This window comes from Microbulbifer magnicolonia (genome assembly GCF_035117725.1).
GTDB lineage: Bacteria > Pseudomonadota > Gammaproteobacteria > Pseudomonadales > Cellvibrionaceae > Microbulbifer > Microbulbifer magnicolonia.
The window spans coordinates 1,553,841-1,573,807 of the sequence record NZ_JAYEFD010000001.1; the positions used below are offsets into that span (position 1 = coordinate 1,553,841).

The 19,967-nt window shown below is 63.0% G+C and carries 22 protein-coding genes; 14 read left to right on the forward strand and 8 right to left on the reverse strand.

Translation table 11 applies throughout. From position 1 onward, the window contains the following. Position 1 precedes the first annotated feature (1 nt). Positions 2–1,192, reverse strand: a complete 1,191-nt coding sequence (sat, locus tag RRF64_RS06845) for a sulfate adenylyltransferase (protein WP_323845086.1) — start codon at positions 1,190–1,192, stop codon at positions 2–4. 196 nt (positions 1,193–1,388) lie between these two features. Here sat and RRF64_RS06850 point away from each other — a divergent pair, with 196 nt between their 5' ends. Both RRF64_RS06850 and RRF64_RS06855 read left to right on the forward strand, forming a co-directional pair. Continuing rightward, entirely contained in the window at positions 1,389–2,531 is a 1,143-nt protein-coding gene (locus RRF64_RS06850) for a S1C family serine protease (RefSeq protein ID WP_323845087.1), read from the forward strand. 32 nt (positions 2,532–2,563) lie between these two features. Continuing rightward, entirely contained in the window at positions 2,564–3,001 is a 438-nt protein-coding gene (locus RRF64_RS06855) for a nuclear transport factor 2 family protein (protein WP_323845088.1), read from the forward strand. 24 nt (positions 3,002–3,025) lie between these two features. Here RRF64_RS06855 and hisD read toward each other — a convergent pair whose 3' ends face one another. The 5 genes from hisD to RRF64_RS06880 form a co-directional block, all read right to left on the reverse strand. Beyond that, complete coding sequence (hisD, locus tag RRF64_RS06860; protein ID WP_323845089.1) at positions 3,026–4,333, reverse strand: histidinol dehydrogenase; 1,308 nt, start codon at positions 4,331–4,333, stop codon at positions 3,026–3,028. 34 nt (positions 4,334–4,367) lie between these two features. Next, the gene (hisG, locus tag RRF64_RS06865; RefSeq protein ID WP_323845090.1) at positions 4,368–4,991 is read right to left on the reverse strand and encodes an ATP phosphoribosyltransferase; all 624 of its coding nucleotides are present in this window, start codon (positions 4,989–4,991) and stop codon (positions 4,368–4,370) included. A 247-nt stretch (positions 4,992–5,238) separates the two neighbouring features. Continuing rightward, positions 5,239–6,501, reverse strand: coding sequence for a UDP-N-acetylglucosamine 1-carboxyvinyltransferase (gene murA, locus RRF64_RS06870; protein WP_323845091.1), 1,263 nt, complete (start codon positions 6,499–6,501; stop codon positions 5,239–5,241). 219 nt (positions 6,502–6,720) lie between these two features. Continuing rightward, positions 6,721–6,954, reverse strand: coding sequence for a BolA family protein (locus tag RRF64_RS06875; protein ID WP_323845092.1), 234 nt, complete (start codon positions 6,952–6,954; stop codon positions 6,721–6,723). A 94-nt stretch (positions 6,955–7,048) separates the two neighbouring features. After that, on the reverse strand, positions 7,049–7,702 hold the full coding sequence (locus RRF64_RS06880) for an MlaC/ttg2D family ABC transporter substrate-binding protein (protein ID WP_323845093.1): 654 nt from the start codon (positions 7,700–7,702) through the stop codon (positions 7,049–7,051). A 426-nt stretch (positions 7,703–8,128) separates the two neighbouring features. On the opposite strand from RRF64_RS06880, the gene RRF64_RS06885 reads away from it, so the two are divergent. From RRF64_RS06885 to yjgA, 12 genes are all read left to right on the forward strand, one after another. Then, positions 8,129–9,100, forward strand: coding sequence for a KpsF/GutQ family sugar-phosphate isomerase (locus tag RRF64_RS06885; RefSeq protein WP_323845094.1), 972 nt, complete (start codon positions 8,129–8,131; stop codon positions 9,098–9,100). Positions 9,101–9,350: 250 nt separating this feature from the next. After that, a complete protein-coding gene (locus RRF64_RS06890; protein ID WP_323845095.1) occupies positions 9,351–9,902 on the forward strand; it encodes a KdsC family phosphatase in 552 nt (183 codons plus the stop codon). After that, the gene (gene lptC, locus RRF64_RS06895; protein ID WP_323845096.1) at positions 9,902–10,468 is read left to right on the forward strand and encodes an LPS export ABC transporter periplasmic protein LptC; all 567 of its coding nucleotides are present in this window, start codon (positions 9,902–9,904) and stop codon (positions 10,466–10,468) included. Before RRF64_RS06890 ends, lptC begins: the two co-directional genes overlap by 1 nt. Then, on the forward strand, positions 10,455–11,006 hold the full coding sequence (gene lptA, locus RRF64_RS06900) for a lipopolysaccharide transport periplasmic protein LptA (RefSeq protein WP_323845097.1): 552 nt from the start codon (positions 10,455–10,457) through the stop codon (positions 11,004–11,006). The genes lptC and lptA overlap by 14 nt, the downstream gene beginning before the upstream one ends. Before the next feature lie 232 nt (positions 11,007–11,238). Then, the gene (gene lptB, locus RRF64_RS06905) at positions 11,239–11,964 is read left to right on the forward strand and encodes an LPS export ABC transporter ATP-binding protein (protein ID WP_323845099.1); all 726 of its coding nucleotides are present in this window, start codon (positions 11,239–11,241) and stop codon (positions 11,962–11,964) included. 193 nt (positions 11,965–12,157) lie between these two features. Further along, complete coding sequence (locus RRF64_RS06910; RefSeq protein WP_323845100.1) at positions 12,158–13,606, forward strand: RNA polymerase factor sigma-54; 1,449 nt, start codon at positions 12,158–12,160, stop codon at positions 13,604–13,606. A gap of 310 nt (positions 13,607–13,916) precedes the next feature. Then, positions 13,917–14,207 carry a ribosome hibernation-promoting factor, HPF/YfiA family gene (hpf, locus tag RRF64_RS06915; RefSeq protein ID WP_323845101.1) on the forward strand — a complete coding sequence of 97 codons (291 nt, stop codon included), beginning with the start codon at positions 13,917–13,919 and terminating at the stop codon, positions 14,205–14,207. 3 nt (positions 14,208–14,210) lie between these two features. After that, on the forward strand, positions 14,211–14,672 hold the full coding sequence (ptsN, locus tag RRF64_RS06920) for a PTS IIA-like nitrogen regulatory protein PtsN (RefSeq protein WP_323845102.1): 462 nt from the start codon (positions 14,211–14,213) through the stop codon (positions 14,670–14,672). Positions 14,673–14,799: 127 nt separating this feature from the next. After that, complete coding sequence (gene rapZ / locus RRF64_RS06925; protein WP_323845103.1) at positions 14,800–15,705, forward strand: RNase adapter RapZ; 906 nt, start codon at positions 14,800–14,802, stop codon at positions 15,703–15,705. Positions 15,706–15,879: 174 nt separating this feature from the next. Then, positions 15,880–16,149, forward strand: a complete 270-nt coding sequence (locus tag RRF64_RS06930; protein ID WP_323845602.1) for an HPr family phosphocarrier protein — start codon at positions 15,880–15,882, stop codon at positions 16,147–16,149. 215 nt (positions 16,150–16,364) lie between these two features. Further along, entirely contained in the window at positions 16,365–17,732 is a 1,368-nt protein-coding gene (mgtE, locus tag RRF64_RS06935; RefSeq protein ID WP_323845104.1) for a magnesium transporter, read from the forward strand. Positions 17,733–17,824: 92 nt separating this feature from the next. After that, on the forward strand, positions 17,825–18,337 hold the full coding sequence (gene yjgA / locus RRF64_RS06940; protein WP_323845105.1) for a ribosome biogenesis factor YjgA: 513 nt from the start codon (positions 17,825–17,827) through the stop codon (positions 18,335–18,337). A gap of 137 nt (positions 18,338–18,474) precedes the next feature. Here yjgA and RRF64_RS06945 read toward each other — a convergent pair whose 3' ends face one another. Together RRF64_RS06945 and msrB are read right to left on the reverse strand one after the other, a co-directional pair. After that, the gene (locus RRF64_RS06945) at positions 18,475–19,311 is read right to left on the reverse strand and encodes a hypothetical protein (protein WP_323845106.1); all 837 of its coding nucleotides are present in this window, start codon (positions 19,309–19,311) and stop codon (positions 18,475–18,477) included. Positions 19,312–19,383: 72 nt separating this feature from the next. Beyond that, the gene (gene msrB, locus RRF64_RS06950; RefSeq protein WP_323845107.1) at positions 19,384–19,917 is read right to left on the reverse strand and encodes a peptide-methionine (R)-S-oxide reductase MsrB; all 534 of its coding nucleotides are present in this window, start codon (positions 19,915–19,917) and stop codon (positions 19,384–19,386) included. Between the last annotated feature and the right edge of the window lie 50 nt (positions 19,918–19,967).

Sequence of the window (19,967 nt, forward strand, 5' to 3'; positions counted from 1 at the left end):
CTCAGAGCTTCTGGTAGTAGTCCATCAGGATCTGCGCCACTTCCGGCCGGGAGAACTCCGGCGGCGGGGCGATGCCGTCACCCAGCAACTCGCGCACCTTGGTGCCGGACAGCAGGATAAAGTCTTCCTTGGTGTGATCCGGCACATCGCGCATCATCACCACCTTATTCAGCTTTTTTGAGTAGGCCGTGTGGTCGGCGCGGAAGATCTCGATCTCCAGCGCCCCCTCCGGTACCTTCTCGTCGAAGATGGTCTGCGCATCGAAAGCACCATAGTAGTCCCCCACCCCGGCGTGATCGCGACCGACGATCAGGTGGCTGCAGCCACAGTTCTGGCGGAAGACCGCATGCAGCACCGCCTCGCGCGGGCCGGCATACAGCATGTCGAAACCGTAGCCGGTCACCATCACGGTATTGGCCGGGAAGTACAGCTCGACCATCTTGCGGATGGAGGCGTCGCGCACCGGCGCGGGAATATCACCGGGCTTCAGCTGACCCAGCAGCATATGGATCAGCACACCGTCCGCGTCCACGCCGTCGAGCGCCATCTTGCACAGCTCCTCGTGGGCGCGGTGCATCGGGTTGCGGGTCTGGAAGGCCACCACCTTGCTCCAGCCGCGCTCGACAAACTCGTTGCGAATCTCCACCGCTGTGCGGAAGGTATCCGGAAAGTCGCTCTGGAAATAGCTGAAATTCAGCACTTCGATCGGGCCGGAAATCAACTTGCGGCCCGCGGACTTGAAGGTGGCGACGCCCGGGTGTTTCTCGTCCAGAGTCCCGAACACATGGCCGGCCATGGTATCCAGCTGCTCTTCGGATATGGTCTCGATCGCCTCGACGTCCATGATCGCCAGCACCGGGTTGCCTTCCATATTCGGGTCGCGCAGGGCAATGCGGGAGGCACCCTCGATGGCACTGGTGTCCTGCACCACATTCAATACCGGCACCGGCCAGAAGAGGCCGTTCACGGTGCGCAGGGTCTCGGCCACGCTCAGAGCGTCCGCCAGGTTCATGTAGCCGTGCAGCGGGTTGAAGTAGCCGGCGCCGAGCATCACCGCATTGGCCGCGGCGGCGGAGCTGACCACAATCGACGGCAGGGACTCCGCCTCGTGCATCAACTGGTGATGCCGCTCGCTGTCGTACACAAAGCGGGGCTGCAGCTCAACACTGCCGTGGGGGCGAACCAGGGACATTTTGGTCTCCAATTTAATGAAATGGCGATAGGTCTTGGAATTTTGGACTCGCCATTATACGGATCTGCGCTCCCCGACCAATGGCCTGCGGATCGAAATCCTGCCCTGGTGCAGGTGCCTGCGCATCCAAGAGGCCAGGCGGCCGCGGCTCCGGCCGGCGAGCCATGTATAATGGCCGCAAATCGAGGAGTCGAGAGTGTCCCCAAAACGTTTTCTACAGGACTGGGCCGTCCCCGCCGGCATCGGCCTTGCAATGGCGGCAACGCTGTTATTGTTGTTTCCGCAACTGCGCGGCGGCGCGCCCGCACCCGCGACCGACGAGTGGCAGGGGCCGGTCTCCTATGCATCTGCAGTAAGGCGCGCAGCGCCCGCCGTGGTCAACATCTATACCCGCACGCCCCTGGCCAACCACCCCAACTCCAACAACCCGCTGTTCCGGATGCTGCTCGAAAGAATGAACCCGCTGGAACGGCAACGCCTGGAGTCCAATGTGGGCTCCGGCGTGGTCGTCGGCGATGACGGCTACATCCTTACCAACCATCACGTGGTCAACGGCGTTGACGAGATATTGGTGAAACTGGCGGACGGACGCGAGGCCCAGGCGCAGCTCGTGGGCAGCGATGCCGATTTCGATCTGGCGGTACTGAAAGTGGATCTGCCCAACCTCACATCCATCAAAGTCGGCGAGCCGGAAAAGGTCCAGGTGGGTGACGTGGTGCTCGCCATCGGCAACCCCTTCGGCGTCGGCCAGACGGTGACGCAGGGCATCATCAGCGCAACCGGCGAGCGCTACCTGGATCTGTCCAGCAGTGGTACCGGCAGCTACCTGCAGAACTTCCTGCAGACCGACGCGGCAGTAAACCCGGGCAACTCCGGCGGCGCGCTGGTCGATGCCCACGGGCGCCTGCTGGGTATCAACACCGAAATCGTCAGCCGTACCGGCTATTCCGGCGGTATCGGCTTCGCGATACCAGCCAACATCGCCTTCAAGGTAATGCAGGACATCATTGAGTACGGCCGTGTGGTACCCGGCTGGCTGGGTATCGAGGCGAGTGCGGTAACGCCGCAGCTCGCGCGCGCATTCCGCCTGCCATCCACCAACGGCGTGATCATTACCGCCATCTACAATCAGGGTCCGGCGCACCAGGCCGGCCTCAAGCCCGGCGACGTGATCACGCATATCGACGGCCAGCCGATCAATGACGGCAAACGCGGCATCGCCACCATGGCGACGCTGCGCCCGGGCGATACCGTCTCCATTACCTTTATGCGCAACGGTGTCGCCAACACGGTCGAGGCCACCGTATCGGAAAAACCCAAGGCACAACGCCGCAGCTAGTGGCGTCCCATACTAAAAAAGAGAGAATATCTATGCGCGCACTGGCAATCTCCTTCCTTATCATCCTGTTCGCCGCCCCGGCCCACGCCGGTGACCGGGAGCAACTGCAACAGCTGCTGGAAGAATTTCTCGCGGGCGCCGCCGGCGATGCCGCCGTGCACCAGCGCTTCTGGGCCGATGACCTGATCTACACCAGCTCGTCCGGCAAGCGCTTCGGCAAAGCGGTGATCATGCAGGGGCTGGCGGAAGCCAAGGGACAGCCGGTGACGGCGAGCTACAGTGCCGAAGAGGTCGATATACGCCTGTTCGGGGAGACCGCAGTGGTCGCTTTCAAGCTGGTTGGAGAGGACAGGTCCGCAGCTGAGGCCGTGACCAGCCGCTATTTCAATACGGGCACATTCGTAAAACGCGACGGCAACTGGCGCGCGGTCGCCTGGCAGGCCACCAAGATTCCGGCAGCCGAGCAGTAGCCCACCGCGCGACCGGGTGAAGTCTCAGTCCTCGACGCGATACTCCGCAGAGCGCGCGTGCGCTTCCAGCCCTTCGCCGCGCGCCAGTGTACGGGCGACGCGGCCGAGCTTGTCGGCGCCTTCCGGCGAACAGTAGATAATCGAGCTGCGCTTCTGGAAATCGTAGACGCCCAGCGGTGAGGAGAAGCGCGCGGTGCCGCTCGTCGGCAGCACGTGGTTGGGGCCGGCGCAGTAGTCGCCCAGGGCTTCGGCGGTGTGGCGGCCGAGAAAGATGGCGCCGGCGTGGCGGATCTGCGGCAGGTACTGCTCAGGGTCTGCCACCGAGACTTCCAGGTGCTCCGGCGCTATGCGGTTTGCAAGCGCTATCGCCGCCTCTATCGACTCCACCTGAATCAGGGCGCCGCGCCCGGCCAGAGACGCCGCGGCAATTTCGCGGCGCGGCAGCTCCGCCAGCAACCGCTCCAGCGACTCCCCCACCGCCTGCAGAAACGCCGCATCGGGGCTGAGCAGTATCGACTGCGCCTGCTGGTCGTGCTCCGCCTGGGACAGCAGGTCCATCGCTATCCAGTCAGGGTCCGTCTGGCCGTCGCAGATCACCAGGATTTCCGACGGGCCGGCGATCATATCGATAGCGACACGACCGAACACCGCGCGCTTGGCGGCGGCGACAAAAATGTTGCCGGGCCCGACAATCTTGTCCACTTTCTTCACGGACTGAGTGCCGTAGGCCAGTGCCGCCACGGCCTGGGCGCCGCCGATCGTATACAGCTGATCCACGCCGGCGATGGCCGCCGCGGCCAGCACCAGGTCGCTCAGCTGACCGTCCGGCGCCGGCACCACCATGGCGACGCAGTCGACACCGGCGACCTTGGCCGGGATCGCGTTCATCAGCACCGAGGACGGATAACTCGCCTTGCCCCCGGGCACATAGATGCCGACTCTCTCCATCGGTGTGATCTGCTGGCCGAGGACAGTGCCGTCCGCTTCGCGATAGCGCCAGGACTCCTGCAACTGATACCGGTGGTATTCCCGCACCCGTTCGGCGGCGGCTTCCAGGGCGCGGCGCTCCGCGGCGGGGATGCGCTGCAGCGCGGCGCTCAGTTCAGCGGGCGCCAGGCAGAATTCGCGCGCACTGGCTAACTGGCGCCGGTCGAAGCGGTTGGTATATTCGATGACCGCCGCATCGCCGCGACTGCGCACCTGCTGCAGAATCTCCGCAACGGTTGCTTCCACCTGGCTGTCGGCGACGGACTCCCAGGCCAGCAGCTGGTCCAGTTGCGCATCGAATTCCCTGTCTGCGGCATTGAGCCGGCGAATGCTGTCGGAGGTCATGGCGGTCTTTGATCGGGGATTGTTTAGTCGGTCATTACTGCACTGCAGCGGCGAGCTTCTCAATCAGGGCGTTGATGGGCTGGTACTTCATCTTCATCGATGCCTTGTTGACGATCAGGCGGCTACTAATCTGTGCGATGGTTTCGCGGGCTTCGAGACCATTGGCCGTGAGGGTGTTGCCGGTGTCGACGATATCGACGATCTCGTCGGCCAGGTCCATCAGCGGGGCTAGCTCCATGGCGCCGTACAGCTTGATGATATCGGCCTGGCGCCCCTGGGCCGCGTAATAGCGCTTGGCACTCTGCACGAATTTGGTCGCGACTTTGATGCGGCCCCGCGGCAGCTCCGCGCCCCGGATGCCGGCAGTCATCAGGCGGCAGCGGGCGATGCCCAAGTCGAGCGGTTCGTATATCCCATCGACGCCATGCTCGAGCAAGGTATCCTTGCCGGCGACACCGATATCCGCCGCGCCGTGCTGTACATAGGTGGGCACATCCACCCCGCGCAGGACCAGCAGGCGCACGCCTTCCTGATTGGTGGGGAAAATCAATTTGCGGCTTTTGGAGATATCCTCGAGCGGCTCCAGTCCCGCGGCCGCGAGCAGCGGCAGGGTTTCCTGGAGGATTCGGCCCTTGGTCAGTGCGATGGTGATTTGCATGGCGGTTATCGTTTTATCGGCGAGCGTCGATCGTTTCCAAATTCCGTGGAGCCACTATTCGAGTTTGGTGCGGCCCTGCTGCCGGTAGCTCTTTGCGGGACACGCCGTGAATACATCCCTGTAGGCTCTCCGCGGCCATCCATGGCCGCAGAAGGTCCCGCAAAGAGCTACCGGCATCAGGACCTTCACTTTAACCTTCGGTGTTCTTTCCGAGTCCCGAGTCTTGAGTCCCGAGTCCCGGCCAACTTTATCCCGGCACCCGGCGGATATTCGCCCCCAGCTGCTGCAGTTTTTCCTCGATACACTCGTAGCCGCGGTCGATATGGTAGATGCGGTCGACGATGGTGGTGCCCTCGGCAACCATGCCGGCGATTACCAGACTGGCGGAAGCGCGCAGATCCGAGGCCATCACCGGGGCGCCTTTCAACTTTTCCACACCGGTCACTATCGCGGTGTTGCCCTCAAGCAGGATATTGGCACCCATGCGGTTGAGTTCGTGCACCTGGATCAGGCGGTTTTCGAAGATGGTCTCCACCACCGCACCCTTGCCCTCGGCCACCGCATTCATGGCGGTGAACTGGGACTGCATATCGGTGGGAAATGCCGGATAGGGGGCCGTGCGGAAGCTGACGGCTTTCGGGCGGTTGCCCTTCATGTCCAGCTCGATCCAGTCGTCGCCGACACTCAGGTGCGCACCGGCCTCCTCGAACTTGAGCAGCACCGCGTCGAGGATATCGGCGCGGGTATGGGTCAGCCGCACCTTGCCCCGCGCCGCGGCCGCGGCCGCGAGGAAAGTGCCGGTCTCGATACGGTCCGGCATCACGGTAAAAGTGCAGGGATTGAGGCGCTGTACCCCGTGCACGCGCAGCGTATCGGTCCCGACACCTTCGATCTGCGCGCCCATGGCGATCAGGAATTCCGCCAGGTCGACGATCTCCGGCTCCCGCGCGGCGTTGTGCAGCACCGTGGTGCCCTCGGCCAGTACGGCGGCCATCAGCAGATTCTCGGTGCCGCCGACGGTGACCTTCTCCATGACGATATTGGCGCCCTTCAGACGACCGTTGGTGCGGGCGCGGATAAAGCCCTCATCGATGGTGATCTGCGCGCCCATGGCCTCCAGGCCCTTCAGGTGAATATCCACCGGACGGCTGCCGATGGCACAACCACCGGGGAAGGAGACGTTGGCCACACCGTGGCGGGCCAGCAGCGGACCCAGCACCAGGATGGAGGCGCGCATGGTCTTCACCAGCTCGTAGGGCGCCGTGAGGTCGTTCACCGAGCGCGGATCTATCTCCACGCCCAGCTTCTCGTCGATGGTGACCTCACAGCCCATGCACCGCAGCAGGGTGATCATGGTGGTGATGTCGTTCAGGTGCGGCAGGTTGTGGATGTGCACCGGCCCATCCGCCAGCAGCGCGGCGGCGAGAATCGGCAGCGCAGCGTTCTTGGCCCCGGAAATCTTCAGGGTTCCGGAGATCGGGCTGCCGCCCTCAATGATTAACTTGTCCATTCAGTCTCGCGTATTCATTAGCTGAGCGGCGTAGCCGCATTAAAGCGGCACAGGGATGTGCCGCCGCCGGGCGCAGGCCGGTGCGAGCCCGCACAATACAGGACAGGCAGATTCGCACATCTGCGCCAGTATTGCGCGGGCGACGGTGAGATAGATCATGGGCCGAAGGCGCCGCGAAAGCTTGGAGCGGCCGGACTGATCTATCTCACCGCAAGGTCATCAGTGACCGGCTTCTTCCGGGGTGAGCGTCTGCATCTGAACCGCATGCAGGGTGCCGTCTGCGATCTTGTCACTGAGCGCCGCGTAGACCAGCTGTTGCTTCTTCAGGCGGCTCAGGCCGGCGAAGGCACTGCTGACCACTGTGACCATCAGATGGCTGCCCTCGAAGGCGACATCGGCGCGACTCTCGGGGATATGCCCTTCGATCAGGGCCTTGATTTCTTCGGGTTGCATAGGCGGGAATTGCGTTGGTTGGAAAAATAGCGCGCAAGTGTACTGGAAACCGACCGGTCGCGCAGCCACAGCTGCGCGACCCGCGCGGGCGCCCTTAGCCCACCTTGTCGGCTACATCCTGGGCTGCAGACCAGTTGGCGATGACCTTGTCGATATCGCCGTGCGTCTGCATGGACTGGGCGAACTGACTACGGAAGGTCTTGCCCAGGTTGACGCCATTGAGAATCACGTTGATCAGCTTCCACTGGCCGGCGCGGTTGCGCACCAGGGTATAGGAAACCTTGGTGATCCCCTCTTTGCTCCGCACCTCCTGCAGCACATTGACGCGGTTGCCGCTCGGGCTGGTACCCGGATTCACGACATTCACGTCCATGTCGCCGAAGGTGGCCACGCCGCGGGCAAAGGTCGCCACCAGATCGCGGCGGAAGGCGCTGGTAAAGCGCGACCGCTGCGCGGCGGTCGCCTGCTTGGCGTAACGCCCCATCACGCCCCGGGCGATAAAGTCAAAGTCCACCACCGGCGTCAGCACGCCTTCCACCGCGCTGTAGTAGCGCTGCGGATCGGAATTCATGTACTGCGCATTGGAGCGAATCACACCCAACAGGCTCTGGGACACCCCTTCGATCATGATGTAGGGGTCCTGGGCGGCGCTGGCAGATGGCGCCCAGGCGGAGACCAGCAGGGCGCAGAGGGCAAACTTGACCCACCGCACGAAACCCAGCCGACCATTTATTGAAGATGCGTTCACAAAAATTCTCCCGTTGGCAAATCGTTCCTTGGACGCACATGGCGTAAATAAGTGCCATGGCGACGCCGTTTTCTGCGGTTTTCCGCCGTACTTCGCGAATCTGTCCATCATCCACTGAGCGACAGAGCTGACAGAGGCGGCGGCAGACTATACCATGGCCGCGCCCACCGGTGTGGCGGCACGTTGCAATCCGGCGGCCGCCCGGCGCCGCGAGCGCCGTGTTTCACCGAATTCAACAATCCGGATAGATAGAGGTTAGCACGACGAACCGCGGGCCAGCCCACCCCGAGATCCGCACCGGTCGCGGCGACAAGGCCAGAGCGGGCGAGACCCGGCGCCAGCGCGGTCGTTGGCGGCCGTTTCGCCGCAGAACGGCACTTTTGTGAGTACCTACACTCAATAGAAGCGAATTACCAGAGACACTCAATGACCCAGGACCTGATTTTGCAAGCGGGACGCCGCACCGTATTGATGGAAACAGAAGCGGTGGCCGCGCTGGAGCACAGAATCAACGACGAATTCAAGCGCGCCTGTGAACTGATCCTGCAGTGCCGCGGGCGCGCCATCGTGACCGGCATGGGCAAGTCCGGACATATCGGCCGCAAGATCGCGGCCACCCTGGCCAGCACCGGCACGCCCAGCTTCTTCGTGCACCCCGGGGAAGCCAGCCACGGCGACCTGGGCATGATCACGCGCGATGATCTGGTGATCGCCATCTCCAATTCCGGCTCATCCGCGGAAGTGCTGACGCTGCTGCCGCTGCTGAAGCGGCTCGGCATCCCGATGATCAGCATGGCCGGCAAGGCGGACTCCCCGCTGGCCCAGGCCGCCGACGTCAACCTGGACATCGCCGTGGAAACCGAGGCCTGCCCCCTGAACCTGGCCCCCACCTCCTCTACCACAGTCACCCTGGTCATGGGCGACGCCCTGGCCGTTGCTCTGCTGGAGGCCCGCGGCTTTACCGCCGAGGACTTCGCCTTCTCCCACCCCGGCGGCGCCCTCGGCCGGCGACTGCTGCTAAAGGTGGAAGACGTGATGCACGCCGGCGACGAACTGCCGCAGGTCTTCCCCGAGACCCTGCTCTCCAAGGCGCTGCTGGAAATGACAAGCAAGGGCTTCGGCATGACGACCGTGGTCGACCACAAGGGCACACTGCTCGGTGTGTTCACCGACGGCGACCTGCGCCGCGTGATCGACCACAAGGTGGAGCTGGACAGGGCCAAGATGGAAGAAGTCATGAGCCGCCGCCCCAAGACGGTGTCCGCAGAGACCCTCGCCGCCGAGGCGCTGCGCATCATGGAAGACCACAAGATCACCGCCCTGGTGGTGGAGGACGAGGCGCACCACCCCGTCGGCGTGCTGCATATGCACGATATACTGCGCGCCGGGGTGATTTGACCCGGGAGCGCGGAGCTCCAGCTCCGCATGCGGGCCACAGGCCCGCCCTTGGTGGATGCGCTGCGCTTATCCACCCTACGACCCGAAAAGTTTATTGGAACTTGATGCGAAGGCGCTGATGCCGGTGGCCGTTTGCGGGACCTTTCACGGCCAGGGATGGCCGTGGAGAGCGTACAGGGATGTATTCACTGCGTGTCCCGCAAACGGCCACCGGCAGCAGCGCCGCCCGACTGTTTATATAGGAACACCCGTGACTGCAGAAGAAAAACTCAACGAAGCCCTGAAAAAAGTCCGCTGGCTGATACTGGACGTGGACGGTGTGCTGACCGACGGCAAACTCTACTTCGACAACAATGGCAACGAGCTCAAGACGTTCAACACCCTGGACGGCCACGGCATCAAGATGCTGCAGAAATCCGGTGTGGGCGTGGCCATCATTACCGGCCGGCGCAGCGCGGTGGTGGAGCGGCGCGCGCACGACCTGGGGGTCGGCAAGCTGATCCAGGGCCGCGAGGACAAGTTCGCCGCGCTCGAGGAACTGTTCGCGGACGAGCCCTGTCGCCTCGAGGATATCGCCTATATGGGCGACGACTACCCCGACCTGCTGGTGATGACCCGCATCGGCTGCCCCATATCCGTACCCGACGCCGCGCCGCCGGTGCGCGAGCGCGCGCTGTGGGTCACCGCCGCCCGCGGCGGCGAGGGCGCGGTGCGCGAAGTGTGCGACCGCATCATGCAGGTCCAGGGCACCTTCGATGCCGCCCTGGCACCCTATCTGCCCGCAGGCCCGGGAGAACACTGATGCGCACCTGGCTGCCACTGGTCGTCGTCGTGCTGCTGATCAGCGCCGGACTCTGGTTTTCCGAGAGCCCGCCCCAGCAGCTGCTCGGCAAGCAACCGACACCACAGCAGCAGAAGGGCGCCGCCGACCTGGTGATACGCGACGCCAAGACGCGCCACTTCAATCAGGAGGGCACCCTCGCCTACCGGGTGGACGCCGACCAGATCACCTTCTTCCAGTTCGAGCGCCGCGACCGCGCCGACCTGACCGAGCCGCGTATACTCTTCTACCAGGAACACGAGCCCAAGTGGCGCACCGAGTCCCGCCGCGGCGTCGCGCACAACAACGGCGAGCGCGTAGTGCTGCACGGCGACGTCCTCATCACCGAACTGCCGAAGCCGGGTGGTATCAAACTGAACACCCAGAGCATCACCATCAAGCCCCGCGAGGAATTCGCCGAGACGGACAAAGTTGTTACCATTACCGCCGGCCCGAACAGCACCACCGGCAGAGGCCTGCGCGCCTTCCTGAAAGAAGACCGGGTGGAAATCCTCTCCGACGTAAAGAGCAGCTATGAAACCGAGTAACCTTTGCCGCCACCTGCAGACCCTCGCCAGCGCCGCCCTGCTCGCGTTGACCGCCCAGGTTCAGGCGCTGCCCGATGACCGCGAGCAGCCGATCCGCGTGCAGGCCCAGAAACTCGAAGCCGACCGCAGCAAGAACCTGTCCATATACAGTGGCGACGTGGTCATCACCCAGGGCTCACTGCAGATTCGCGCCGACCGCGTGGAAGTGCACGGCAATGCGCAGGGTGAAATCAGCCGCGTGATCGCCACCGGCAAGCCGGCGCACTTCCAGCAGCAGGTGCAGCAGAGCCAGGATCCGGTCAAGGCGCGCGCGCGGCGCATAGAGTTCACCGTCACTTCCGACGAGCTGCACCTCGTCGGCGACGCCCACGTGGACCGCGACGGCAATACGCTGACGGCCGAGAAGATCGATTACGACCTGAACAGCGAACAGATGCAGGCCCAGGGCCAGGCGGGAGAGGGCCGCGTGGAGATGATCTGGAAGCCGGAGAAAAAGGAAAACGGCCAGCAGGCCGGCGACACACAGCAAGACCAATAACTCGGGGCGCAATCGCCCTCGGGACTCGGAAAGAACACCTTAGCCAGATGCGAAGGCCCCGATGCCGGGGGCCGTCCGGGAAAAGCGCCTGCGGCCGGAATGCGGCCCGATGAGGCTATTGAGCAACGGTCACCGGCAACAGCACCGTCCAGGGCCAGCTCCAGCTCCAGCTCCAGAGCCAGAGCCAGAGCCAGGGCCAGGGCCAGGGCCAGAACCAAATTCGGAACACACTATGCCAACGCTGAAAGCGTTACACCTCGCCAAACAGTACAAGAAAAGAAAAGTGGTCCAGGACGTTTCCGTCAGCGTCACCAGCGGCCAGATCGTCGGCCTGCTCGGCCCCAACGGCGCCGGCAAGACCACCTGCTTTTACATGATCGCCGGCCTGGTACAGGCGGACGCCGGCCAGGTGCTGATCGACGAGGAGGATATCACCCGCCTGTCCATGCACGGGCGCGCGCGCAAGGGCATCGGCTACCTGCCGCAGGAGGCCTCGGTGTTCCGCCGCCTGTCGGTGCGCGACAACATCCTCGCCATCCTCGAGACGCGCAAAGACCTGTCCCGCGCCGAGCGCCTGCAGCAGGTGCAGGAACTGCTGCGGGAGTTCAATATCACCCATATCGAGAACAGCCTCGGCATGGCCCTGTCCGGCGGCGAGCGGCGCCGTGTGGAAATTGCGCGCGCACTCGCCACCGACCCGGACTTCGTGCTGCTGGACGAGCCCTTCGCCGGCGTCGACCCCATCTCGGTCAACGACATCAAGCAGATCATCCGCCACCTGCGCGACCGCGGTATCGGCGTACTGATCACCGACCACAATGTGCGCGAGACGCTGGATATCTGTGAGACGGCCTATATCGTCAGCGAGGGCCACATCATCGCCGCCGGCACACCGGCGGAAGTGCTCGCCAACCAGCAGGTGCGCGAAGTGTATTTGGGACACGAGTTTACGATTTAGGCCCCGCGCAAATCAGCGGTCACCGTTTCCCGCCGGTGACCGACACTTCATCACCGCCGCCCGACACCCACCGCAAAACCAAGCTGCCGTTCCGGCACAGTTATTGCTTGTAATCCGCCGATCGGAGGGTTAGTCTGCAGCGTCCTGGATTTCCAGAAGATTCATCCGCCGCCTCGGTCTGCAGTTCCCCACTATGAAGCAGTCTCTCCAGTTAAAGCTCGGCACCCAGCTGACCATGACGCCTCAGCTGCAGCAGGCCATCCGGCTGCTGCAGCTGTCGACACTGGATCTGCAGCAGGAAGTGCAGTCGGCGCTGGACAGCAATCCGCTGCTGGAAATCGACGGCGACGAGCACGCCCACGGGGAGCCACTCCAGGAACATCCGTCGCCGGAACACACGACGGCCGCCGAAGCTGCGGACGGTGGCGGGGAAGGCGAGAGCGACTGGAGCCAGGACATTCCCGACGAGCTGCCGGTGGACACCCGCTGGGAGGATATCTACAGCGGCGGCAGTTACAGCGGTGGCGACGGGGACGAACTGGCACTGGAACAGCGCAATTCCGCGCCGGACAGCCTGCAGGACCACCTGCTGTGGCAGCTCAATCTCACCACCCTGTCCGAACTCGACAAGCTGATCGGCGAGAACCTGATCGACGGCATCGCCCCGAGCGGCTTCCTGGAAACACCCCTGAGCGAAATCGCCGCCGCGCTTGAGGCCGAAGAGGACGAAGTCCTCGCCGTGCTCAAGACGATCCAGCAGTTCGAGCCCGCCGGCTGCGGTGCCCGCGACCTGCGCGAGTGCCTGCTGCTGCAACTGCGCCAGCTGCCGGCCGCCACGCCCTGGCTGGAGCAGGCACAGACGGTGGTCGAGCGCCACCTGGATCTGCTCGGCAAACGCGACTTCCGCAGCCTCAGCCGTCGCACGCGGCTGAACGAGGCCCAATTGGGCGAGGTGATGCGCCTTATCCAGACGCTGACCCCCTATCCCGGCGAGGCTTTCGGCGGCGAGGAGCCGCAGTATGTGGTGCCGGATATCATCGTTCGCCGCCGCGAACAGCGCTGGCTGGTGGAGCTGAATCCAGAAACCACCCCCAGGCTGCGCATCAACGGCGACTACGCGGCCCTGATCAGGCGCGCCGACAACTCCAGCGACAACAATTTCCTGCGCGACCACCTGCAGGAAGCACGATGGTTTCTCAAAAGCCTGCAGAGCCGCAACGAGACGCTATTGAAAGTGGCCTCCTGCATCGTCGAGAAACAGCTGGGATTCTTCGAGCTGGGTCCCGAGGCTATGAAGCCCATGGTGCTCGCCGATATCGCGGAAACCATCGGCATGCATGAGTCCACCATTTCCCGGGTCACCACCCAGAAGTACATGTTCACGCCCCGCGGGGTCTTCGAGCTGAAGTACTTCTTCTCCAGCCACGTCAGCACCGACTCCGGCGAAGATGCCTCCTCCACCGCCATCCGTGCGATGATTCGCAAGCTGATCGACGCCGAAACGCCGCGCAAGCCGTTGTCCGACAACAAGATCACCCAGGAACTGGACAAGCAGGGCATCCAGGTCGCCCGCCGCACCGTGGCCAAGTACCGCGAGTCCATGGGCATCCCGTCTTCCAGCGAACGCAAGCGCCTGATTTAGCGCCGCTTGCCGACCAGACAGCGCACCCGACCGGAATGGCCACAACGGCGGCCGTGCGGCCCCGGCATCCCGACACCCGTTCAGCTGCCCTGTCAGCATCCGGCAACAATTACCGCGCCGCGGTCACCCCAAATGGTGTCGACCCTAGGGGAAACCCTGGTCGCAAACAGCCGGGCGCCCATTGCCACCCGGACCGCGACCAATCTCCGAACTTTGAGTGTATCCTTCCATTCTGGCGCACTTCCTAGTAGGGTTGCCGCCCAAACGGAAGGTAGTGCCGGTATGAGATGCACCCGATAAGGAGAAATCCATGCAGATCAACATTAGTGGCCACCACGTCGATGTCACTCCGCCCATGCGCGATTACTGCGAATCCAAGCTGGAAAGGCTGTCCCGACACTACGACAACATTACCACTGCCCAGGTAATCCTATCCGTCGAAAAACTGATTCAGAAAGCCGAAGCCAGAGTGCACATCAACGGACACGACCTCTGCGCCGGCTCCGAAGACAAAGACATGTACGCGGCCATCGACGCGCTCGCCGACAAGCTGGACCGCCAACTGAAGAAACACAAAGAGAAGTTGCAGAACCACCGCTGAACTATGACATTGGAAGCATTACTCTCTCCCCGCCTGAGCCTTTGCCATCTGGCGGGGAGTAGCAAAAAAAAGTTGCTGCTCAATATTGCCCAGGCCATTGCCGAACAATATCCACAACACGACTCCGACACTATCTTCAACCAATTGATCGCCCGCGAGCGCCTCGGCTCAACCGGTATCGGCGATGGCGTTGCGATTCCCCACTGCCGTCTGCCCGGCTGCGAGCGGCCGATCGGCGTGCTCTGTACCACCGATCCAGCCATTGATTTCGACGCCGCAGACCGCCAGCCGGTAGACCTGCTGTTTGCCCTGCTGGTCCCCGAAGACGCCGAGCAGGAACACCTGGAGACCCTGGCCGAGATTGCCGCCCTCTTCTCGGACAGCCGCGTAAGGGAAAAACTGCGCCAGGCCCAGAGCGGCGATGAGCTTTACGCACTGGCCATCGACAGTGCCGCCGCTGCATAATCTGTAACCGAATAAGCAGAACGCTCCCCAGTGACGGGATCGGCGCTACCACCGCTCCAAATCACTTAACCGGGGCGGCATGTTGCGTGCCGGACACAACGCGCTGCGTGAAGAAAGGAATTCCCCTATGCGTTTGGTAATTATCAGTGGTCGCTCGGGCTCCGGAAAAAGCTCGGCGCTGCAGTTGCTGGAGGATGTCGGCTTCAACTGCATCGACAACCTGCCCGCGAGCCTGCTGCCCGAACTCGTCAAGCGGGTGCGCGAACAGCCGCCGATCGACGAAACCCAAAACGCTCTGGACAATTCCCAACGCGCGCTGGGCAGCCCCCGCCTGGCCCTGGGGATAGACGCGCGCAATCTCTGGCAGGACGTGCAGCAGGCGCCGCAGGTGATCGAATCACTGCGCGCGAGCGGCGTCCAGTGCGATGTGATCTACCTGGATGCGCGCGCGCCGGTGCTGGTACAGCGCTTCAGCGAAACCCGGCGCAAACACCCCCTCAGCGACAACCGCACCCACCTGCTGGAAGCCCTCAACCGGGAAAAGGAGCTGCTCGCGCCTATCTCCGCAATGGCCGACATGGTGATCGATACCAGCAGCCTCAGCCTGCACCAGCTGCGCGACCTGATCAAAACCCGCGTCGTCGGCGACGGAACGGAAGGCATGGCGATACTGTTCCAGTCCTTCGGCTTCAAACACGGGGTACCGGTGGACGCGGATCTGGTTTTCGATCTGCGCTGCCTGCCCAACCCCTACTGGGTGGCGGAGCTGCGCCAGAAAACCGGCCTGGATGCTGAGGTGATCGAGTACCTGCGCACGCATCCCGAGACGGACAAAATGGAGCGGGATATCACCGAATTCCTGCAGCACTGGCTGCCGTCCTATCAGCGCAGCAACCGCAGCTACACCTGCATCTCCGTCGGCTGCACCGGCGGCCGCCACCGCTCCGTATACATGGTGGAGCAGCTGGCGAAGACCTTTGCCCACCAGTTCGACAATGTGCAGATCCGCCACCGCGAGCAGCAGATCTCTTAACCTGACATCAAAATAGAGCATCCATGCTCTATTTTGATGTCGCCCGCGAGTTGCCCGCGCAGACACATGGAACTGCTGGCATTTCGCGGGCTCGCGCCGGCCTACGGCCGCGGCGGCACATCCATGTGCCGCACTGTGAAGCAAGTTACCAGCAACAGAACGCCTGAACCGCCCATGCAGAAAAGCCGCCTCCTGATTATCAACAAGCTCGGCCTTCACGCCCGCGCAGCAAGCAAGTTTGCCCAGACTTCGGCGCGCTTCTCCGCCAACGTCAAAGTGCATTGCCAGGGCAAATCCGTGGATGGCAAGAGCGTGATGGCATTGATGCTGCTGGCCGCCGGCAAGGGCACCGAGCTCGAGCTGGAAGTGGACGGCCGCGATGAGGACGCCGCGCTCTGCGCCATCAGCGAACTGGTGGCCGACCGCTTTGGGGAAGCAGAATAGTACTTAATGCGGAATGCGGAATGCGGAATGCGGAATGCGGAATGCGGAATGCGGAATGCGGAATGCTTATCAGTTTTACGGCAGCCACTTCAACCACAATCGATTTCGGTTCGGGCTGATAGTATGATCGCGGCCGACGGCCGTTCCGGCAGCCAAGAAACCGGGTCGCGTACTCCGCATTCATCATTCCGCATTCATCATTGAGAAGCCCCTCCGTGTCCAATACCCCCCCAGCCGAAATCAAGTTCCGCGCGCAGAACCAGCTGGGTGAGTTGTTTGCTGCGCTCGACAGCGGCACCGGGCGCGAAGTCCGGCGGATGCTCAGCACCCTGACGCCGCAGAGCATCGCCCAGCTGCTGGAGAGTTCCCCGCCGCGCATCCGCCAGGTACTGTGGAAGCTGATCGACAAAGAAGTCGAGGGCGAGGTACTGCAGGAACTCACCGACGAGGTGCAGAGCCAGATCCTCGCCACCATGGACACCGAGGAAATGGTGGCGGTGATGGAGGGCCTCGACGCCGACGACATCGCCGACATACTGCAGCAGCTGCCCGAAAGGGTCATGGCGGAAGTGCTGTCCGCCATGAGCGAGACGGACCGACTGCGGGTGGAGAGCGTTCTCGCCCACGACGAGGAGACGGCCGGCGGCCTGATGGACACGGATACCATCTCCGTGCGCCCGAACCTGACCCTGGACGTGGTATTGCGCTACCTGCGCCGCCACGAGCAGCTGCCGGAATCCACCGACAGCCTGTTCGTGGTCAACCGCAAGGGCCAGTACATAGGGCTGCTGCCGCTGTCCAAGCTGCTGACCACCGACCCGTCGGTAACCGTGCGCGAGGTGATGAACACCGACGTGGAGCCGATTCCCGCCGACATGTCCGATACCGAAGTAGCGCGGCTCTTTACCAAGTACGACTGGATCACCGCGCCGGTGGTCGACGAGAACGGCCGGCTGCTGGGGCGCATCACCATCGACGATGTGGTGGACGTGATCCGCGGAGATGCCGACCACTCGCTGATGAGCCTCGCCGGTCTCGAAGAGGAGGGAGATACCTTTGCGCCGGTCCGCCGCACCGCGCGCCGGCGCGCCCTGTGGCTCGGCATCAATCTGCTCACGGCCCTGCTGGCCTCCTGGGTGATCAGCCTGTTCCAGGGCACCCTGGACAAGGTGGTGGCGCTGGCGGTACTGATGCCGATCGTCGCCAGCATGGGCGGGGTCGCCGGCAGCCAGACGCTGACGGTAGTGATCCGCGGCATGGCCCTCGGCCAGATCGGCCGCAGCAACCTCAGCTGGCTGCTGTCGCGGGAGCTGGGCTCCGCCGTGCTCAATGCGCTGCTCTGGTCCCTGGTGATGGGGCTGATCGCCGGCCTCTGGTTCGGGGACAACCGCATCGCGCTGATTATCATCGCCGCCATGGTGATCAACCTGGTCACCGCGGCCTTTGCCGGTGCGATACTGCCGGTGGCACTGCGCGCCATGCGCATAGACCCGGCCCTGGCCGGTGGCGTGGCCCTGACCACCGTCACCGATGTGGTGGGCTTTATGTCCTTCCTCGGCCTCGCCACCTGGTACTTCGGCTGACCGCTAAGCTTTATGAACGCGCTCTAGGGCCACAGGCGCCCTGAGTACATGGAGCGGCCGCTCCTACGAAACAGAAAACACTGGAAGTACAAATGCAGGAATACGACGATTACGAAGGCGAGTTGCCGAAGAGCAAGACCAGGGTCAAGCAGGAAATGCACCAACTGCAGGATCTGGGCAAACAGCTGACCGAACTCTCCAAGGCGCAACTGGCAGAAGTGCCCCTGGACGAAGACCTGCGCGAGGCGATCGCCACCCTGCACCGCATCAAATCCAACGAGGCGCGCCGGCGCCAGATACAGTACATCGGTCGCCTGATGCGCAGTGCCGACAGCGAGTCGATTGAGGCGGTACTGAACCGATTCAAGGAGCGCGACCAGCAGCACCTGCGCTTCGACAAGATGGCCGAAGACTGGCGCAAGCGCCTGCTGGCGGAAGGAAATGCGGCACAGAGCGACTTCTTCGACCGCTACCCACAGGCGGATCACCAGCAGCTGCGCCAGCTGGTGCGCGACGCGAACAGGGAAATCGAGCAGGACAAGCCGCCGACCAATCAACGCAAGCTGTTCCGCTTCTTGCGGGATTTCTTTATGCAGGAACTGTAGCGGCGAACCACGTATTCACCCAAGGAAGGGTCGACGGAGCGATTTGTCGATGCGAAGGCCCTGCCGCCAAGGAACTGACCACAGGGCTCCGAAACTGCTAGCCAAGGGCGAACCCTAAGATCGCCCCGGCAAATCAGTTACTCAGAACTCGTTTCCGCCTGCCACTGGAACAGGTTCATCTCGATAAAGAAGAAGGCCACCAGCCACAGGAAGGCGTCCCAGAAGTCCAGGAAACTGCCGCTGAAACCCCAGTAGATCGCGCACAGGAAAAGGGTGAAATAGAGCACCCCCTTCACCAACTGCGAGTAGCGCATGATCCGATCGGAGAGTTCGTGGCGCAGCTGCAGCCACACCTCGAATGCCAGGATAAAGACCACCAGCAGCCAGGCACCGGCATTGATCACATCTGTCCATGCCAGCCATTTGATTTCACGCCAGGTCGCGGTATCGCCGACTATTTGCGCACCGGCCAGCTGCAGTACGCGGGGATCCGCCAGCGCCGTGCAGTTCGCGCTGGTCAACGCGGTGTAATCATCCTGGCCCACGACCAGCTGCCAGCCACCTTGCGCCGCCAGCTCACAGGCCGGCTGCAGCACCGGCAGCAGATTGGTCACCGAGACCATCTCCGCCACATAACCGTAGAAGGAATAGACGATAAACAGATAACAGAAGGCGGAGATACCGTTCAGTGCCCACTTGATCCAGCCGTGGATCTTGTCGTCCGCCAGCACGAATGTCTCCAGTTCAAAGACGAGCAGCAGCAGCACCCAGGCCAGGGTATCGATGGAATCGTTGTAGGCCTCGATCACCCGCCCCCACTGCAGGCCATCAGCAAATACCGAGCCGGCGGCGGCGTGATTCTCGACAAAGAAGGCGTAGATGTTATAGGCGAGTAACAGGTAGACGGTGTATTTGAACACCCGGAAGAGCATGTAGCGGTTATTCGGTAAACGCAACGTGGCCACCTCGGACATCGGCATTAACCTCTGTTGATTATTGTTCTAGCTCGGCGATGCGGCAGGGCCGCCGCCACCAATATCGAATAATTATTCGGTTTTTGCAACACCCGGCACGAAATCCAGGGCCAGGGAGTTCAGGCAGTAGCGCAGCCCGGTGGGCTCGGGGCCGTCCTTGAACAGGTGCCCCAGGTGTTCGCCGCAGGCAGACAGCACTTCGGTGCGTTTCATGCCCCAGCTGTAGTCCTCCTTCAGCACCACGTTTTGCGGGTAGGCGATGTCCCAGAAGCTCGGCCAGCCGGTACCCGATTCGAACTTGTGCGCGGAGCTGAACACTGGCAATCGGCAGCCGGCGGTCACATAGACGCCGTCGGCCTCGTTGTGCAACCACTTGCCGCTGAAGGCGCGCTCTGTGTCCTTCTCCCACAGTACTTCGTACTGCGCCTCCGGCAATAGCTGGCGCCAGACGGATTTGGGGATTTGGGACAGGTTGGTACCCGCGGCGATATGGGCCCGGGCCTCTTCCACGGTCATGGACTGATCGCGCGGTTCGTCCGCCTCGGTGCAGGCCGGCAGCGCGCATACCGCCAGCAAGATCGGGACCAGAAACAGGGACTTGTTCACATTCAGACTCCTTCCTCGGGTGGATTTCCTGTCATTTGGAGCCCGGGCAC

Excerpts from the sequence above, each read along its gene's own strand:
- yjgA (WP_323845105.1), top strand. The coding sequence starts at position 17,825 with ATGCAGGAATACGACGATTACGAAGGCGAGTTGCCGAAGAGCAAGACC.
- murA (WP_323845091.1), bottom strand. The coding sequence starts at position 6,501 with ATGGACAAGTTAATCATTGAGGGCGGCAGCCCGATCTCCGGAACCCTG.
- RRF64_RS06945 (WP_323845106.1), bottom strand. The coding sequence starts at position 19,311 with ATGTCCGAGGTGGCCACGTTGCGTTTACCGAATAACCGCTACATGCTC.
- sat (WP_323845086.1), bottom strand. The coding sequence starts at position 1,192 with ATGTCCCTGGTTCGCCCCCACGGCAGTGTTGAGCTGCAGCCCCGCTTT.
- RRF64_RS06855 (WP_323845088.1), top strand. The coding sequence starts at position 2,564 with ATGCGCGCACTGGCAATCTCCTTCCTTATCATCCTGTTCGCCGCCCCG.
- ptsN (WP_323845102.1), top strand. The coding sequence starts at position 14,211 with ATGACATTGGAAGCATTACTCTCTCCCCGCCTGAGCCTTTGCCATCTG.
- RRF64_RS06910 (WP_323845100.1), top strand. The coding sequence starts at position 12,158 with ATGAAGCAGTCTCTCCAGTTAAAGCTCGGCACCCAGCTGACCATGACG.
- lptC (WP_323845096.1), top strand. The coding sequence starts at position 9,902 with ATGCGCACCTGGCTGCCACTGGTCGTCGTCGTGCTGCTGATCAGCGCC.
- hisD (WP_323845089.1), bottom strand. The coding sequence starts at position 4,333 with ATGACCTCCGACAGCATTCGCCGGCTCAATGCCGCAGACAGGGAATTC.
- lptB (WP_323845099.1), top strand. The coding sequence starts at position 11,239 with ATGCCAACGCTGAAAGCGTTACACCTCGCCAAACAGTACAAGAAAAGA.
- RRF64_RS06875 (WP_323845092.1), bottom strand. The coding sequence starts at position 6,954 with ATGCAACCCGAAGAAATCAAGGCCCTGATCGAAGGGCATATCCCCGAG.
- hpf (WP_323845101.1), top strand. The coding sequence starts at position 13,917 with ATGCAGATCAACATTAGTGGCCACCACGTCGATGTCACTCCGCCCATG.
- rapZ (WP_323845103.1), top strand. The coding sequence starts at position 14,800 with ATGCGTTTGGTAATTATCAGTGGTCGCTCGGGCTCCGGAAAAAGCTCG.
- RRF64_RS06930 (WP_323845602.1), top strand. The coding sequence starts at position 15,880 with ATGCAGAAAAGCCGCCTCCTGATTATCAACAAGCTCGGCCTTCACGCC.
- hisG (WP_323845090.1), bottom strand. The coding sequence starts at position 4,991 with ATGCAAATCACCATCGCACTGACCAAGGGCCGAATCCTCCAGGAAACC.
- lptA (WP_323845097.1), top strand. The coding sequence starts at position 10,455 with ATGAAACCGAGTAACCTTTGCCGCCACCTGCAGACCCTCGCCAGCGCC.
- RRF64_RS06885 (WP_323845094.1), top strand. The coding sequence starts at position 8,129 with ATGACCCAGGACCTGATTTTGCAAGCGGGACGCCGCACCGTATTGATG.